At 56.3% G+C, this 17,512-nt stretch carries 15 protein-coding genes; 8 read left to right on the top strand and 7 right to left on the bottom strand.

From position 1 onward, the window contains the following. From CHR62_RS13060 to CHR62_RS13050, 3 genes are all read left to right on the top strand, one after another. Positions 1-1,278 carry an efflux RND transporter periplasmic adaptor subunit gene (locus tag CHR62_RS13060; RefSeq protein ID WP_123661211.1) on the top strand — a complete coding sequence of 426 codons (1,278 nt, stop codon included), beginning with the start codon at positions 1-3 and terminating at the stop codon, positions 1,276-1,278. 14 nt (positions 1,279-1,292) lie between these two features. Next, a complete protein-coding gene (locus tag CHR62_RS13055) occupies positions 1,293-4,439 on the top strand; it encodes an efflux RND transporter permease subunit (protein WP_123661210.1) in 3,147 nt (1,048 codons plus the stop codon). A gap of 173 nt (positions 4,440-4,612) precedes the next feature. Further along, positions 4,613-4,774, top strand: a complete 162-nt coding sequence (locus tag CHR62_RS13050) for a c-type cytochrome (RefSeq protein ID WP_185780626.1) — start codon at positions 4,613-4,615, stop codon at positions 4,772-4,774. Between the two features lie 151 nt (positions 4,775-4,925). Here the strand turns inward: CHR62_RS13050 and cadR are convergent, their stop codons facing one another. Further along, complete coding sequence (gene cadR / locus CHR62_RS13045) at positions 4,926-5,336, bottom strand: Cd(II)/Pb(II)-responsive transcriptional regulator (RefSeq protein WP_123661208.1); 411 nt, start codon at positions 5,334-5,336, stop codon at positions 4,926-4,928. 149 nt (positions 5,337-5,485) lie between these two features. Between cadR and CHR62_RS13040 the strand changes: the two genes are divergently transcribed. The 5 genes from CHR62_RS13040 (at position 5,486) to CHR62_RS13020 (ending at position 11,358) form a co-directional block, all read left to right on the top strand. After that, on the top strand, positions 5,486-7,915 hold the full coding sequence (locus tag CHR62_RS13040; protein ID WP_123661207.1) for a heavy metal translocating P-type ATPase: 2,430 nt from the start codon (positions 5,486-5,488) through the stop codon (positions 7,913-7,915). Positions 7,916-8,013: 98 nt separating this feature from the next. Next, positions 8,014-8,538, top strand: a complete 525-nt coding sequence (locus CHR62_RS13035) for a copper chaperone PCu(A)C (RefSeq protein WP_123661206.1) — start codon at positions 8,014-8,016, stop codon at positions 8,536-8,538. A gap of 396 nt (positions 8,539-8,934) precedes the next feature. Continuing rightward, positions 8,935-9,333 (top strand): transposase, encoded by a 399-nt coding sequence (locus tag CHR62_RS13030; protein ID WP_158306418.1) that lies wholly within the window; start codon positions 8,935-8,937, stop codon positions 9,331-9,333. Next, entirely contained in the window at positions 9,330-9,674 is a 345-nt protein-coding gene (tnpB, locus tag CHR62_RS13025; protein ID WP_123661205.1) for an IS66 family insertion sequence element accessory protein TnpB, read from the top strand. The genes CHR62_RS13030 and tnpB overlap by 4 nt, the downstream gene beginning before the upstream one ends. A 91-nt stretch (positions 9,675-9,765) precedes the next feature. Further along, positions 9,766-11,358 carry an IS66 family transposase gene (locus CHR62_RS13020; RefSeq protein ID WP_123661204.1) on the top strand — a complete coding sequence of 531 codons (1,593 nt, stop codon included), beginning with the start codon at positions 9,766-9,768 and terminating at the stop codon, positions 11,356-11,358. A gap of 1 nt (position 11,359) precedes the next feature. Here CHR62_RS13020 and CHR62_RS13015 read toward each other — a convergent pair whose 3' ends face one another. The 6 genes from CHR62_RS13015 to CHR62_RS16000 form a co-directional block, all read right to left on the bottom strand. Next, positions 11,360-11,722 (bottom strand): hypothetical protein, encoded by a 363-nt coding sequence (locus CHR62_RS13015; RefSeq protein ID WP_123661203.1) that lies wholly within the window; start codon positions 11,720-11,722, stop codon positions 11,360-11,362. A 339-nt stretch (positions 11,723-12,061) separates the two neighbouring features. Continuing rightward, a complete protein-coding gene (locus CHR62_RS13010; RefSeq protein ID WP_185780725.1) occupies positions 12,062-12,574 on the bottom strand; it encodes a plastocyanin/azurin family copper-binding protein in 513 nt (170 codons plus the stop codon). Between the two features lie 63 nt (positions 12,575-12,637). Next, positions 12,638-13,774, bottom strand: coding sequence for a copper resistance protein B (locus CHR62_RS13005; RefSeq protein ID WP_199722948.1), 1,137 nt, complete (start codon positions 13,772-13,774; stop codon positions 12,638-12,640). Beyond that, complete coding sequence (locus CHR62_RS13000; protein WP_123661201.1) at positions 13,771-15,612, bottom strand: copper resistance system multicopper oxidase; 1,842 nt, start codon at positions 15,610-15,612, stop codon at positions 13,771-13,773. Before CHR62_RS13000 ends, CHR62_RS13005 begins: the two co-directional genes overlap by 4 nt. 390 nt (positions 15,613-16,002) lie before the next feature. Beyond that, the gene (locus CHR62_RS12995; protein ID WP_123661309.1) at positions 16,003-16,974 is read right to left on the bottom strand and encodes a F510_1955 family glycosylhydrolase; all 972 of its coding nucleotides are present in this window, start codon (positions 16,972-16,974) and stop codon (positions 16,003-16,005) included. Positions 16,975-17,049: 75 nt separating this feature from the next. Beyond that, entirely contained in the window at positions 17,050-17,289 is a 240-nt protein-coding gene (locus CHR62_RS16000) for a DUF2933 domain-containing protein (protein WP_123661308.1), read from the bottom strand. Positions 17,290-17,512 lie beyond the last annotated feature (223 nt).

The raw sequence follows: 17,512 nt of genomic DNA, 5'->3' as shown, positions 1-17,512 counted from the left end.
ATGAAAAGCACACAAAATAAGCCAGGTTTGGGCAACCGCAGCCGGCAGACCGTCTTAATTGCCCTGATTGTCCTCATTGGCGTTTTACTTAGTACCTTGTTGTTGGCCGGGACCAACACGCAGGAGGGTGGGTCCGAGCAAGAGGAACATGCGCATGCGTCGGAAGATACAGAAAAGCAGCACGACAGCAAGGAGGCTGAACATGCGGATGAGGGTGGCGAGACGCATGCAGATGAAGAACAGCATGGGCGCGAGGTGACCTTTACGCAGGGGCAGATTGAGGCGGCCGGAATCACCTTGGCGACTGCTGGGCCGGCGTCCATTCAAAGCACCATCCAGTTGCCGGGCGAAATCGTCTTTAACGCCGATCGCACTGCGCAGCTCGTTCCGCGCCTTGCCGGCGTCATACAGGCGGTTAAAGCCAACCTCGGGCAAGAGGTCAAAGAAGGCGATGTACTCGCCGAGATAGCCAGCCCGGAGCTGTCCGAGCGACGCAGCACGTTGAGCGCCGCGCAAAAGCGCCTGACGCTGGCGCGAACCACCTATGAGCGCGAACGGCTGTTATGGAAGGAGAAGGTGTCGGCCGAGCAGGACTATCTGCAAGCTCGCCAGCAACTGCAAGAAGCGCAGATTGCTGTGGACGACGCCCTTGAGCAGCTCCAGGCGCTGGGGACTGATGCCGGTGAACCTGGCCGCTTCAACCGCCTCGAAGTGCGAGCACCTTTCGATGGAATGATCGTAGAAAAAGACATCGCCCTTGGGGAGACGGTCAGTGCTGATGCGCCGATCTTCAAGATTTCAGATTTGTCGACGGTATGGGCTGACATGATTGTGCCGGCTGAAGCACTGGGCACCGTGCGTGTTGGCAGCAAAGCAATCGTACAGGCTACCGCCTTTGACTCACAGGCTCAAGGCACCGTTTCGTATGTCGGTTCGCTGTTGGGCCAGCAAAGCCGGGCTGCTACGGCTCGGATCAGTTTGCCCAATCCCAATGGGGCGTGGAGGCCCGGCCTGTTCGTGAATGTCCAAGTGCTCTCAGGTGAGGCACAAGTGCCTGTCGCGATAGAGCCTGAGGCGATCCACACCCTGGAGGAAGAGTCAGTGGTATTTGTGCGCCACGATAACGAGTTTGTTGCACAAGCTGTGACGACCGGCCGCCGCGATGCCAACTCGGTGGAAATTGTCGAAGGGTTGGAAGCGGGTACGTCCTACGCCGTGAAAAACAGCTTTGTCATCAAATCCGAGTTGGGCAAGGCTAGCGCCTCGCACAGCCACTGAGCAGGGGAGACGCCGTGTTTGAACGCATCATCCGCTTTTCAATCGAGCAACGCTGGCTGATTATCCTGGCCGTACTTGGAATGGCCGCCCTGGGTATCTATAACTACCAGCGCCTCCCCATCGACGCTGTGCCCGATATCACCAACGTACAAGTACAGATCAATACGCCCGCACCCGGGTATTCGCCGCTAGAAGTGGAGCAGCGCATCACCTATCCGCTTGAAACGGTCATGGCGGGAATCCCGAAGTTGGAGCAGACCCGTTCTCTGTCTCGCTATGGGCTGTCTCAGATCACCGTGATCTTTGAAGAAGGTACGGACATCTATTTCGCGCGCCAGTTGGTGAGCGAACGGCTGCAGGGAGTCAAGGACCAGCTTCCAGATGGCATTGCACCGAAGCTCGGGCCTATTTCGTCGGGGTTAGGCGAAATCTATTTCTGGACTGTAGAGGCGGATGAAGGGGCGCTGAAACCAGACGGCACGCCTTATACGCCAACAGACTTGCGCGAAATCCAGGACTGGATCATTAAGCCTCAGTTGCGTAATGTGCCAGGCGTCACCGAAATCAACACCATTGGCGGATACGCCAAGGAATACTTGATCGCGCCCGACCCGGTCAAGCTGCGTTCTTACGGGTTTACCTTGCAAAACCTGCTGGACGCCGTCGATCGGAATAACAGCAATTTTGGGGCCGGCTATATCGAGCGGCGTGGCGAACAATCGCTCGTTCGGGTGCCCGGCCAGGTGCAGTCCGTGGAGCAAATCGGCCAGATTTTCATCGCCAACGTGGACGGCTCCCCGATTCGCATCCAGGATGTCGCGACGGTGGGTGTAGGCAAAGAGCTGCGCACCGGCGCGGCTACCGAAAACGGTCGCGAAGTCGTGCTGGGTACGGCATTCATGCTGATGGGTGAAAATAGTCGAGCGGTTTCACATGCAGTCGACAAAAAAATGCAGGAAGTGAACCGCAGTTTGCCCAAGGGCATCAAAGCAATAACGGTCTACGACCGCACCGTGCTTGTAGACAAAGCGATTGCCACAGTACAGAAAAACCTGCTTGAAGGCGCGATTCTTGTCATCGTGGTGCTCTTCCTGTTTTTAGGAAATATACGAGCGGCCGTGCTGACAGCCCTGGTCATTCCTTTAGCCATGCTATTTACTTTTACGGGCATGGTGACAGGCAAGGTCAGCGCGAACCTGATGAGCTTGGGCGCGCTTGATTTCGGCATCATCATCGATGGGGCCGTGGTGATTGTGGAGAACTGCATAAGGCGCCTGACGCATGCACAAGCTCACCACGGACGGTCTTTGACGCTTTCGGAACGACTCCATGAGGTATTTGCTGCTTCGAAAGAAGTACGCCGTCCATTGATATTCGGACAACTCATCATCATGATTGTCTATCTACCCGTCTTCGCCCTGACGGGCGTTGAAGGCAAGATGTTCACTCCGATGGCCTTTACCGTGGTGACGGCGCTACTGGGAGCGATGATTCTTTCGGTCACGTTCGTGCCAGCTGCCGTTGCACTGTTCATCGGTAAGCGCGTTACAGAAAAAGAAAGTATCTTCATTCGTGCCGCAAAAAGGGCCTATCGTCCCGCTCTGGATACCGCCTTGGCCAACAAAGCGGTCGTCCTGACCGTTGCAATTGTTGCCATCATCCTCTCAGGCCTCATCGGTGCACGCATGGGAAGCGAATTTATTCCAAGCTTGAACGAGGGCGACTTCGCCATTCAAGCGTTGAGGGTGCCAGCCACCAGTCTGACCCAGTCCGTAGAGATGCAGCAGCAGCTGGAACGCAAGTTGATCAAGGAGTTTCCGCAAATTGAGCGCATTTTCGCCCGTACTGGCACCGCTGAAGTGGCTTCCGATGCAATGCCGCCCAATATCTCGGATGCTTACGTCATGCTTAAACCGAAGGACCAATGGCCCGATCCAAATTTGTCCCGAGACGAGCTGATACGTCAAGTGCAAGAGTCTGCGGCGCAACTGCCCGGCAGCAACTACGAATTCTCCCAACCGATTGAGCTGCGATTCAACGAGCTGATTTCGGGTGTGCGATCAGACATAGCAATCAAGGTCTTTGGTGACGATATGGAGGTGCTGAACTCAACGGCTGCGCAAATCGCGCAGGTACTGGGGCAAGTGCCCGGCGCATCGGCTGTCAACGTTGAGCAGACGACGGGGCTGCCGGTACTCACCATTGCTATTGACCGCGCTCAGGCGGCACGTTTTGGTCTATCGATGCAAGAGGTCCAGGATGCTGTGGCGGTAGCCGTCGGAGGACGCGACGCGGGAACGCTGTTTCAAGGAGACCGGCGCTTTTCGATTGTAGTGCGGCTGCCCGAAACACTACGGGGCGACATAGACGCCATCAAACAACTGCCTATTGCGCTGCCAGCCCGTGATGGCGAGGTGGTCAACCAGATTCCGCTAGGCTCGATCGCCACGTTGGAGACGACCGTCGGCCCGAATCAGTTCAGTCGTGAGAACGGTAAGCGTCGGGTGGTCGTTACGTCTAACGTGCTGGGCCGCGACATAGGCTCATTCGTCGCTCAGGCGCAAGAACGAATGCAGGGTGAGGTGCAGGTGCCCGCTGGGTACTGGGTGGAGTGGGGTGGAACGTTCGAGCAGCTTCAATCGGCCACATCGCGGCTGCAAATCGTGGTGCCTGTGGCCTTGTTGCTTGTGTTCATCCTGCTTTTCATGATGTTCAACAACATCAAGGACGGCTTGCTGGTATTTACCGGCATTCCTTTTGCATTGACCGGCGGCATCGTGGCGCTTTGGCTGCGAGGTATTCCGTTGTCTATTTCAGCAGCGGTGGGCTTCATCGCCCTGTCCGGGGTGGCAGTGCTCAACGGTCTGGTGATGCTGTCCTTCATCCGAAGTTTGCGCGAGGGCGGGTTATCGCTCAACGCAGCCATTCTTGAAGGCGCGATGACTCGGCTGAGGCCCGTATTGATGACCGCTTTAGTGGCCTCTTTAGGCTTTGTGCCTATGGCTCTGAATACCGGGACTGGCGCTGAGGTACAGCGGCCATTGGCCACCGTGGTTATAGGCGGCATCATATCGTCGACTCTGCTGACCTTGCTGGTGCTACCCATACTGTACGAGTTGAGCCATCGGCGTGCCGCCGCGCGGGAACGCGAGGAACAATAACTGGAGGCCAAGATGGCCGACAAGATAAAGGCCAGTTGAGTAAACACATGTCGCAGAAAAAGTGAACCTTTGGGCTGATCGGCGTTGCCATAATAGGTGTCGCCGTCATTCTCTACAGCACGCTGCGGCCATCTGGTCAGGCATTCATCGATCCTGCAGATCAGACCCTTGTGATGCAGGGTAGGGTGATTTATGCAAACAATTGCGCGGCGTGCCATGATGAATCCCTGCAAGGGCAGCCGAACTGGCGTGAGCGCATGCCCAATGCAGATTACCCCCACAGAAGGAAGTTACTTCGCAACGGCAGAACTAAGCTACGCCTGGCATGCCGATGAGTGTGCTGGGTGTGGGAAAGCTCGACGGCAATTTGGTTACGGGTTGTTTTTACCGAGCGGTCCGAATGCCACTACGATGAAATGCGGCATCCTGACTATTGTGTTGCTGAAAGTCGATTCCAATTGCGAGTTGTATCATCGACCTGCACCTCTAAACGTGGCAAGATTGATCGGAAAGGGCGCGCAAAATCCCGCATGAATTGGTAGGCGCAGTGATCGCACATTCTTGCCGCAATAACACCAGATGCTCTTTTAATTGCATTAACTCGTCGACGCGCACTTCCACCGCGCGGATATGCTCATCAAGCAAGTCATTCACGTCGGCGCAATCCTCAGTAGGCGTATCACGGTACTGAAGCAAGGTTCGTACTTCGTCCAACGCCATGTCGAGCGTACGGCAGTGCCGGATAAATTGCAGGCGTTCAATATGCTGCTCGTCATACAGACGATAATTGCCATCGCTGCGAGAAGGCTCCGGCAGCAGACCCTCCTTTTCGTAATACCGAATGGTTTCCACCGTTGACTCCGTACGTTTGGCAAGCTCGCCGATTCTAATTGGCATGATGGTCTCCTTTGTTTGAAACACTAAAGTTACTATAGACTTTAGCAGTCAAGAAATCAAGATCTGACCTGTTGCGGGGTGAAATCAAAGCGCTTGACTCTGAAGCCACTAGAGGCTTTCTAATACCTGCATTCAAAGGAGAAATTCTTATGCGGTTTCATATTGAAGATATGACATGCGGCGGTTGCGCCGGCAATGTCGTCAAAGCCATTCAGTCAGTCGACCCGAACGCTGAAGTCATCACCGAGCCGCCAACGCGCAGCGTGCAAGTCACCTCGTCAGCGACAAGGGCACAGCTTGAATCGGCCTTGTGTCAGGCGGGTTACCCACCGCGTGGCAGCGATGCTCCGATCGCCAAAAGCGTGGCTCCCATCCCCGCACAAGAAATGCCTCCGGGCCTCTCCATGCAGGTACAGGGCATGGACTGCGCAAGTTGCGTCGGCAAGATTGAAACGGCGCTGGCACGCATGCCCGGCGTTTCTGATATCCGGCTGAACTTCGCCACAGAGAGGCTCGAACTGACGCTGGCGCCCGAATCGCCCACCCAGCTTGGTGACATCAAAAAAACCATTAAGAGCTTGGGCTTTGGCGTATCTGCCAGTACCGACCAAAGCGCTACGCCAGGCATCGGCACGGACGATCAAGCCGCCGCACCCCAGCTGCGTTGGTGGCAAACTAGAAAGGGCAAGCAGGTCGTGGGCCTTGGCATTCTGATGGCCACCGCCTACGCTATCGCGCTGTTTTTCCTGAATTACGGGACCTGGGTGTTTGGTGCAGCCGTGGTTGTCGGCGTCTTTCCCTTTGCACGCAAAGCGCTTGCGCTGGCCAAGTCTGGCTCGCCCTTTTCGATCGAGACACTCATGTCCGTGGCCGCGCTTGGCGCCCTCTTCATCGGTGAAGCCGAAGAAGCGGCGGCTGTCGTATTCTTGTTCTCGGTCGGTGAGTTGCTGGAGAGCGTGGCAGCCGGTCGCGCCCGTGCCGGCATTAGGGCCTTGGCGTCACTGGTTCCGAAAACGGCGGTTTTAATCGATCCACAAGGGGGGCAACGCGAGGTCCCTGCAGCCTCGTTGGACGTGAACGACCATGTGCTCGTGCGCCCCGGGGACCGGGTGTCCGCCGATGGCGTGATTATCCAAGGCGCGTCCAGCCTTGACGAGTCGCCCATCACAGGCGAGTCCATACCTCTTGCGAAGGCGGCAGGCGACAATGTATTCGCGGGCTCGATCAACGTCGATGGGGTGCTCCAGATTCGCGTGGAAAAGGCTGCCGCCGACAACACGATTTCGCGCATTATCCATCTGGTTGAACAGGCACAGGCCTCTAAGGCACCCACCGCCCGTTTCATTGAGCGGTTCAGTCGTTACTACACGCCGGCCGTGATGGCTATTGCCGCGCTGATTGTGGTCGTTCCACCACTGGCGATGGGCGGGGACTGGGGAACCTGGCTTTATCGTGGCCTGGCGCTGTTGCTTATTGCCTGCCCCTGCGCACTCGTGCTGTCTACGCCGGCGGCTATCGCTTCGGGCTTGGCTGTCGGGACGCGCCGCGGGCTACTCATCAAGGGCGGCAATGCCTTGGAAACCATTGGTCGGGTAAGTACGATCGCGTTTGACAAGACAGGCACCCTGACCGAAGGCAAGCCGCGCGTCACTGACGTGGTTGCCTTCACATCAGGGCGCGAGGACGAGATTTTGGCGCTCGCCGCAAGCGTAGAATCCGGCTCGAATCACCCGCTAGCGAAAGCCATTGTGAGCCATGCCGAGGCCGCTAACAGCCTTATCCCCGCTGCTTCGCATGCATACGCCACCGCGGGTAAAGCCGTACATGCAAGCGTAGCTGGCCACAAATTGGCCATTGGCTCGCCGATTTACGCTGCCCAAGCAGCGGCCCTTACACAAGGACAACGCGCACGCATCGAAGCGCTGCAACATGACGGAAAAACCGTTTCCGTTTTGCTGGACGAACAGACCCGTGAAGCGCTTGGGCTGGTGGCGCTACGCGACGAGCCAAGGCAGGACGCACAAGAGGGTGTAGCCGAACTCAAAGCGATGGGCGTGCGCTCAGTCATGCTCACGGGCGATAACCGCCTCACCGCCCAAGCCATCGCCGGCCACTTGGGCATGGAATGGGAAGCTGAACTTCTGCCCCAGGATAAGCTGCGCCTGATCGATGAAATGAAGCGCAGCGCCAAGGTGGCCATGGTGGGTGATGGCATCAACGATGCGCCGGCGCTGGCAACGGCCGATGTGGGCATCGCGATGGGCGGTGGCACCGATGTGGCAATCGAAACGGCCGACGCGGCTCTGCTTAAAAGCCGCGTTACGGATGTAGCCCACCTAGTCGCGCTTTCACGTGCAACGATGGCAAACATTCATCAGAACGTGATTTTTGCGCTCGGTTTGAAGGCCGTATTCTTGATTACCACTGTGCTGGGCGTCACCGGTTTGTGGGTTGCCGTCATGGCCGATACGGGCGCGACGGCAATTGTCACGCTTAATGCGTTACGTCTGCTGCGTTTCAAGGGAGCGGCGGCGACAAAGCACCATCAGCCGCGCATGCAACCGGCAAGCGTGCTGTGAACAAACATGAAGCTGATGTTTTGGTTCATATTGATCCTGCCCGGACAGGAATGACATCCGAGCGTTTATGAAAGTTTTCGTTTTTCTGAGGTAACCATATGAAAAGAGTGATTGTTGGCGCTATTGTCCTGTGTACGGGTTCCATTGTCTATGCTGCAGGCCCACACGATACACACGTAGCCGTAGCAGCTCATGCGCAAACCGCACAACACGTCAGCAAAGACGCCGATGGTAGCGCCGAACTGTCTACAACATTGACGGTTTCGGATTGCTGGATTCGGTCGTTGCCAAGGCCGACTCCTTCTGCGGGCTACTTTGTGATAAAGAACGCTGGCAATAGCGAAGCAAAGCTCGCCTCCATGTCTATTGCCGCTTTCGACCAGGTGTCCTTACATCAAACGATCGATCAGGACGGGAAAATCAGGATGGCCGTGGCTGACGCTGTTTCGATCCCTGCTGGTGGCGAACTGCAATTTAAGCCGGGCAGCTATCATGCGATGCTTGAAAAGCCTACTCAAGCGCTTACTGTTGGTACCGAAGTCGAAGCCGATTTTGAGTTTCAATCAGGGGAAACAGCGAAGGCGCGGTGCGAAGTTAAGCCTGCCAACGCTCTCTCGAGGTAGTGCCTATCCTGGCGATAAATCCAGCGCTGGCCCGACAGTTGAGATGCCCGGATCATGGGCCGCTTCGCATTTCGTTTAAGCGAAGCAGCTGCCAAGGAGGCGCCCTCGTAAAGGAGGTGTACGCCTGAGGTCGGATTGTGGGGGGAGACTCTCGGGCGAAGAGCGGACGGCATAGGCATGCCCCTTGCTTGATGTCCCACCTCTAGCCTTGGAAGACGGGAGAAGTGCTATCTCTCGTATGCGCGCAGCATCTAATAGTGGCTCGCAGTCAGCAATGTAGGGATGACCTTGATATGTCCGACGAACGTAAAGGCCCGCTCTGTACCGTCTAGAAGTCTCGGTTAAATCTCATCAAGATACGTGTCCATGTATTTTTTGAGATGTACACGTATTTTTATGAGCGATTCTCTTTGTGTAGTGAGTTCCTCGCAGAGCCCCCGACGCCGCTATCCGGTCGAGTACAAACGTCAGGTCGTGCAGGAATCGATGTCCGCTGGCGCGTCGATCGCACGGGTTGCGTTGGCGCACGGCATCAATGCCAACCAATTGCACAATTGGCGCTGGCAGTATCGGCGTGGCGACTTCGGCCCAATTAGCCAAGGGCCGTTGCTGCTGCCGGTGCAGATAGCGGCGCCACCGGTATCCACACCGCGCCAACCGGCCAAGATAATTGACGGGCAAGATAGGCCGGCGATCTCTGGCGTCGAACTGATCTTCCCAGCCGCGCGTGTCGTGATCCATGGCGCAGCAGACTTGCCTACGTTACGCTGCCTCATTCAGGCGCTACGAGAATGATCGGCTTACCGGCAGGAACCCGGGTCTGGCTGGCAGCCGGTGCAACCGATATGCGTCGTGGCTTCGATGGCCTGGCGGCAACGGTGCAGGCCACGCTGCTTGAGGATCCCTTTAGCGGTCATGTGTTTGTCTTTCGTGGGCGCAAGGGCGATCGCATCAAGGTGCTGTGGTGGAGCGGCGACGGCATGTGTCTGCTGGCAAAGCGCTTGGAGCACGGTCATTTCGTGTGGCCCAGTGCCGAATCAGGATCCGTGCATCTGACCCCCGCGCAGCTATCGATGCTGCTCGAGGGGATCGACTGGCGTCGGCCCGTTCGCACGCATAAACCGACTCAGGTCTAGCGTTAATAAAACGCTTGAGAGCCGCATATTTATTGGTCCTTCAGCCTTTTATTCATAGAGAAAACAGTCGTTATTTAGTATAATAACGGCCATGCTCAACCGCACCCAACTGCCCGACAATATCGACGCCCTGAAGGCGTTGCTGTCGGCCAAATCCGCCCAGATCGATGCCTTCGAGCAAGAGCGCGCGGCGTGGCAGGTAGAGCGCGAAGCCCTGCGTCAGGATAAGCAGGGCGATCAACAAGAAATTGCCCGTCTGACGCTGTTGCTCGATAAACTACGGCGCGCCTTGTTCGGCCAGAAGTCTGAGAAGCTTGCGGGCCAAATCGATCAATTGCAGCTCGAACTCGAAGAGCTGCACATTAACCAAGGCGAACGCGCGCAAAGCATTGAATCGGCCCAAGCGCCTGCCTTGCGCCCCGCGCCGCAGCGTCGGCCATTACCCGAGCACTTGCCGTGCGACGTGCAAGAACATCTTCCCAAAGAGCCTGCCTGCCCCGACTGCGGCGGCGCGTGGACGCGCTTGGGCGAGGACGTGAGCAATGTGCTGGAGCACGTGCCGGCCAGCTTTAGAGTCGTTCGCCATGTGCGCCCACGCCTGGCGTGCAGTTGTTGCGAGCGGATGGCGCAAGCGCCCGCGCCCAGCCGCCCCATTGCCCGCAGCTTCGCGGGGCCGGGGCTATTGAGCCATGTCATGGTCAGCAAATATCTGGACCATCAACCGCTGTACCGCCAGTGCCAGATCTACGAGCGCGAGAACGTGAGTTTAAGTGAGAGCACCGTCGGTGACTGGGTCGGTGGGGTGCACCAATTGCTGCGCCCTTTACTGGAGGCGCTACGCCGCCACGTCTTTAGCGCCGGCAAGCTGCATACCGACGACACCCCGATCAACGTACTTGCGCCGGGAACCGGCAAGACACGCCAGGCGCGCCTGTGGGTCTATGCCCGCGATGATCGGCCCAGTGGCGATACGACAGCGCCGGCCATGTGGATACGTTACTCGCCCGATCGGCGCGGCATCCATCCCCAAACCCATTTGAAGGATTACACCGGCATCTTGCAGGCCGATGCCTTCGCGGGCTACGACAAAATTTATGAATCGGGCCGCGTGCTAGAGGCCGGTTGCTGGGCGCATGCCAGACGCAAGTTCTACGACATCCATGTTAAGAGTGCCACGCCCATTACGACGCACGTGCTTGATCGGATTGCCGCACTCTACAAGATTGAGTCCGGCATCCGCGGTAGCCCAGCGGACGTACGGCGAAGGGCTCGTCAAGAACACGCCAAGCCCATCGTCATCGCGCTGCATGCCTGGTTGCGCGAACAGTTGACGACCATCTCGCGCAAATCGAATACGGCCGACGCCATCGCTTATGCCATGAATCAGTGGCAGGCACTGGTGCGTTATCTGGACGATGGCCGCATTGAGATCTACAACAATACCGCCGAGCGAGCGTTGCGCGGGGTAGCCCTGGGCAGGAAAAACTACCTGTTCCTAGGATCCGACGCGGGCGGTGAACGCGCGGCCACGATGTACAGCCTACTTGGCACCGCCAAGTTAAACGACATCAATCCCCAGGCGTATCTGCGTCACGTCTTGACCGTGATTGCTGACTATCCGGTCAATCAAGTCGACGAGTTGTTGCCCTGGAATGTGAACCTGCCCAGCGTCTCAACGCAATAGATCAGTTCCACGACTCGTGTTCAAGAGGGTCTGTCGACAAATCCCAAATCGTCGAGTGGTATTGCACCTCAAACCATTCCTTGAACATTTTACGGGTTCGGCGCTTAGGCCATAGCGAATCGTCAGTAAACCAACCGTGCAAAAACGTAGCGAACAGATTGCTAAAGCGCTGCAACGCCCACTGTTCGGCTTGCTCTGGGGTGTTGACCGTTCCACCTGCTAACAAATAGACCTCTTGCTCCTGGCGCAATTCCTCCAGCGTCAGTCCTTGAATCGGTTGCGGATCAACGCTTATGATCCAGTCTAACGCCGGTTGCTTGGGCAAAATGATAATTAAATTGCGATTGATGGTCTCATGATCCATATCGGGCCTAAATGTCGGTAAGAGGTGAAGGCCGATTTTAATTGTGAATGGATTGTTGAGCCCGCGCGGTCAAGACGGTACAGGCCGGAGCATTACGATTGATGGGGTGAAGGTGCCCCATCAACCATTAAATCCGTATACCCAAAATATTTAGATAGTGCGAGAGCGTGATTCGCCTTTTGTCGCCGGATCGGCTCTGATTAGAATCGTTAAATAAGCAATTGGCAGCACTGTATGCAGTGCTGCCGCTCTGGGGGAACGTATTGTTGCTGCTGTGCCTGGTAACCCATCACGAAGTGGATGGATAATCAAGCCATTAGGCACTGTCTTTACGTCGCCTTATCCGACTTTTACCTTACCGATCATGCCCGCCTCCATGTGACCAGGAAGAAGGCAGGCAAAGTCAACGGTTCCGGCCTGAGGAAACTGCCAGACGAGACCACCCTTTTGGCCAGGATTGACCGTGATCATATTGGGCTCAGCATGTTTCATCCCCGGCATTTTTTGCATCATGGCGGCATGCTCTTTGAGTTCTGCAACGGAGCCGATCACCATTTCATGAGGAATCTTACCGTTGTTTTTCATGAAAAAACGGACCGTCTCGCCAGGCTTGACGTTGAACTGGCTTGGAGAAAAACGCATGGTGTCGTCCATGACGAGTTCGATCGTACGCGTGACCTTGGCGGCATCGCCAGGTTGTCCCACAGCTGAATCGCCGTGGTTCATGCTGGACATATCATGGCCTTGCATCATGGTGCCGTCTTTCATTTCATGACCTCCACCATGGCTTCCGGCGGCTAATGCCAGGGCGGGTAACGTGCTTAATATCAGTACAGATAGTGTCTTTTTCATGAAAACCACTTTTGGATAAGGGAAAAATAAGAGCATCAGGCTTGATGTTCCCTGGTACAACAGTTAAAACCGAAAGCTCAAACCGGCCACGAAACGGGTTTCCTGCTTGGAGTCGCCCGCCGCGCGCGCGTAATCCGCCGTTTTTCCGAATTTGCTGGACCATTCCACGCCAACGTAAGGAACAAACTGACGCGTGACTTCGTATTTGAGACGCAAGCCCGCAGTACCGTCTGTCAGGCCGCTGCCAATGCCCCAGCGTTCATCGTCCTTGCCGTGGAAATTCACTTCCACGCTTGGTTGAAGGTAGAGCTTCTGGGTAAGCAAGATGTCATACTCCGCCTTCAGCCCCAGAGCGGTTCGTCCGCTGGGGCCGACATAGGCAGTGGCATCGACTTCAAACCAGTAAGGCGCAAGCCCATTAAAGCCGAATGCCAGCCATTCTCGGTTTGGCGCGCCCTGTGCATGGTCGAATCGTACGCCCAGTTCCGTATTCCAGAACGTTGAAACCGCATGGCGCCACAGGAGCTGCGTCTCGGATTCCTGCAACTTGCCGCTCGCCACTTCGCCCTCCGCTTTAATGACGGCGCGGTTATAGGTGCTGCCGTACCAGGCCTCCCCTTCGTAGGCCGCCCATTCTTCGCCTCGCGCCCTGACGTACTCCAACCGGTCGAAGTAGACCGAACCGAAGTTGTGCATGTCCGACATGATCAGCGCATTTGAGGGTGGTAATGCATACTTGCCCGCGTTACGCACGTAGCCATCGGAGTAAGCATCCGGATCGCGGGCATCGGGTGGCGCCGATCCGCCTTGCATCTGCATATCGCCGTGGTCCATTTCTCCACCGCTCGTATTCATTGCTCCCATATCGTGAGCAGGCGCAGGTGGCGCTGTGTTGGCTTGGCCATGGTTCATCCCCGGCATGGCCTCTGCTGGCTTAGGCGCGGAGGTTGGCTTCATATTCATGGTGCCATGGTCCATGTCAGGCATACTCATTTTGCTGTGATCCATGCCAGGCATGTTTGCTGCATCGGCAGGCGCCGAGCTGGCCGGCGTGGCGGTATGGGCACTATGGGCGTCATGCGTTTGGGCGTAGGCAAAAAGCGGAGTGGCGCCGAGCGTTGCGATGGCGACTCCAAGAATGCGTTTTTTTGTATGGGTATTCACGGTCAAGATTCCCTTTTTCTCGTTTATTGAGCTCATGCCACCACCACTTCGCGAAACATCCCCGCATCCATATGCAGCATCAGATGGCAGTGCCAAGCCCAGCGACCCAGTGCATCGGCGGTCACGAGAAAGCTGATGCGTTGCGCCGGCTGCACCGGAATTGTGTGACGGCGAGCTTGGAAGCTGCCGTCGGGGGCCTCCAGCTCACTCCACATACCGTGCAAGTGCATCGGGTGCGTCATCATGGTGTCGTTGTGCAATATGACTCTGACCCGCTCGCCGTAGCGGAAATGGACTGGCGTCGATTTTCCATATTCAACGCCGTCGAACGACCAGGTATAGCGCTCCATATTGCCGGTGAGGTGCAGCTCGATTTCACGCTCTGCACCGCGCGGATCCATCGCGCCACCCACGGTGTGCAAGTCCGATAGCGTCAATACTCTGCGGCCGTTGTTGCGCAGCCCAATGCCGGGATCGTCCAGGTTGGTGCGCGGCATGTCGACCCGCATATCGATACTTGGGCCATACTCGGTCTTGGCGTGGCGCACTTGGGTGCTCGCGCCGGCTGCTGCCATCGCGCCATGATTCATACCCGTCATGCCCGCGTGATTCATTCCCTGCATGCTGCCATGGTTCATCCCTGCCATATTGCCGTGGTCCATACCGCTCATCGGCGACTGACCAGACGCGCCATGGCTCATTCCCGACATTCCGCCACCCATGGCACCCATCATGTCCGCCATGGTGAGCCATTCCACAGGGTCAAGCGCGGGCACGGGCGCCTCGAGACCAGCACGCGTAGCCAGCGTGCCACGGGCATATCCGGTGCGGTCCATGGCCTGCGCATAAACGGTGTAAGCGTCGTCCTTCGGCTGCACCAATACGTCGTAGGTTTCTCCTGGCCCGAACCGGAACTCATCAACGGTTACCGGTTCTACATTGACGCCGTCCGCCTGAACAACTGTTAACTTCAGCCCTGGTATGCGCACATCGTAGAAAGTGTTTGCTGCGCCGTTGATAAAGCGCAGCCGCACACGTTCTCCAGGTTGAAATAGCCCAGTCCAGTTGCCCGCTGGCGTTGTGCCGTTCATCAGGTAAGTCAACACGTTGGCCGATAAGTCCGCAAGATCGGTCGGACTCATGCGCATCTCGTTCCACATCTTGCGCTTATCGATAGCCGCTTTTAGGCCATCTCGCGAGGCATCCTGGAAGAAATCAATGGCGGTGGGTTGGTTGTAGTTGTAGTAGTCGCCTTGCATCTTGAGTTTGGACAGGACTCGCATCGGGTCCTCGTCGGTCCAGTCAGAGAGCTGAACGACGTACTCCCGATCCGCGCGTATGGGGTCGGTTTGTGCCGGGTCGATAATGATCGCCCCATAAACGCCGGTCGCCTCCTGCATGCCAGAATGGGAGTGATACCAGTACGTGCCGCTTTGTTCGACTTTAAATCGGTAGGTAAACGTTTCCCCTGGGGCGATGCCCGCAAAGCTAATGCCTGGCACGCCATCCATTTGGAAGGGCAGGATGATGCCGTGCCAATGGATGGAGGTGGCTTCCTTCAGGCGGTTCTTGACGCGAATAGTGATCGTATCGCCTTCGCGCCAACGCAACGTTGGGGCAGGGAGCGAGCCATTCACCGTCGTCGCCATGCGTGGATTGCCGGTGAAGTTGACGGGCGATTCACCGATCTCCAGGTTGAACTCGGTCCCCGTCAGCACAGCGGCTGAGCCGGTGCTCGTCTTGGCGGACGGACTCCCAGCAGCTCGGGCAAAGGGCGATAAGCCCAACAATACGCCGCCGGCCGCTAGGCCCTGAACGAATCGGCGACGGGGTAGAATAGGTAGTGCAAGCGAGGACGGTAGCAGGTGTTTCACGTGAGCGTATCCCAAAGTCGAAAGAGGCAGACATCAATCATCCTTCGATGATCAAAGCCTCAAATTAAATTGATGACTAGCACTTTAACGAAATGTGCCTGTCGGCCCAATGACGCCGGCATTACATTTTTGTAATGCATAGGTATTCTTCAGGTTGGGCCGTGTGGTTGCATTTTCGATACTGGCAGCAGGGAGGCACTTAAGCGTGTAACGCTCGCGTTAAGTGCCCATCATCCAAAACATCATGGCTCCCATGCCGACAAAAGCAAAAACGGCTATGAGTCCAATCGCCGCCAGTGCGATCACAATGATTTTTATCAGTTTATTACTCATGAAACTACTCAAATTGCTTTACGCTATGTGAATGCCAAACGATACGATGTCAGGAGATTACTTATCGAGCGTCGTGCCACCTTTAGCAATCTGTAGCCAGGTCGCACCACGATCTTGGCTGACATAGACGCTACGCTTGAAGGTCGCGATCGCAAGTTCTTCGTGGCGGGTAGGGTTTTGAGCAATAAAGGCCACCGCGTCTTCATCTAGTGGGGGAAGCTCGATTTTTTCTATAACTCCGCCGTCCTTCAGGTCCATGCGACCCAGCACTGGAGTATTTGCATAACTACTGACCCAAAGGTGCTCGCCATCCAGATCGAACCACAGCGCGAGTACCTGCGTGCTCCGAACCAATGGCTCAAAATGGTTGCCCGCGTCACGAGATAAGTACAATCCGTCGGTAGCGCCCACGGCAACGACGTTGGCATCGCGCGGGTGCACCGCCAAGCTGTTAACTTTGGCCTTCAAGCCGTTAGCTGTTGCTCGCGTCCACGCCAAGCCGTCTGTTTGAGTCATATACAGCCCAGCTTGGGGCATCCGGCTATTAGGCCCATAATTCAGAACATACACCGCATTGGTTTCATAGCTCGTGGCCAAGGTATGAAAATCGGACTCTCCTTCCAACCCCAACTGTCGCCAGGTTTTTCCGGTATCCGTACTTTTGATGAGGCCGAACGGATTAATTAGCTTCGAGCCTGCTGCTGGATGCCCGCTGCTGTAAAGCGCCTCGCGGGTGGCGGCAAACCCCATATAATCATGCTTAGGCCCGGTCATCTTTGACCATTGCCCATCGACATACGCTGCGATGCCATGATGGCTCGGGATCAGCAACTGTTTACCGTCTGTGCTATAGGCAAGCCCGTGCACGTGCGTGAGTTCAATCGGCGCAGCCTGTGCCAAAGTCATTATGGCTTGTACATCGGCTACGGATGGATCGGTACTTGCGGTTGCTACGCCGATTCCGCCGAACATCAATAGCGTGCCAACGCTTGTTGCCGCCAGGCTGGTAAAAATCGTTTTAGAACTCATCACGTGATATCCGTAAATCTAAGTGCTACCCCATCAGGAGTCCGCTATGGGTAGGGTAGGACGGCTGCGAGCCGGCTAGTCTTTGAGCGGCGAGTGTCCGACCGATGGTATGGAGGGAGCTTGGTCGGCTTGGGTTTTTCCCGCCCTTTGGTCCTTGTCGCAGGAGTGCATACCTTTCATCATGAAAAACATCATCAAGGGACAAATTAGAAAGAACAAAAATGGGGCGCTGGCGGTAAGCCATTCACGGGCGGTGGGAAAAGTCGCGTACGCCACGGCAATGGCGACAGCTAGGCCAAGAGCCGCCTTCAGCATGGTTTTTACATCACATTTCATCATCGTTTCCTTCAAATAGGCAGGTTGCTTCAGATCTACCCGACAGTGATAAAGGGGTAGTACCCAATGCACTGTAGCGAACCCAGGCTGTCAGTCCGATTACGCTCTCATTACATATTTGTCATGTTTGCTCACTGCTTGATCGTGATGATGAAATTTTTCGTTACTGTCACAGAAGTAGAGATGGTGTCCTCTTGATTGC

Origin of the sequence: Pusillimonas sp. NJUB218 (genome assembly GCF_003788685.1) — a bacterium.
GTDB lineage: Bacteria > Pseudomonadota > Gammaproteobacteria > Burkholderiales > Burkholderiaceae_B > Neopusillimonas.
This window is presented reverse-complemented; position numbering and strand designations above follow the sequence as displayed.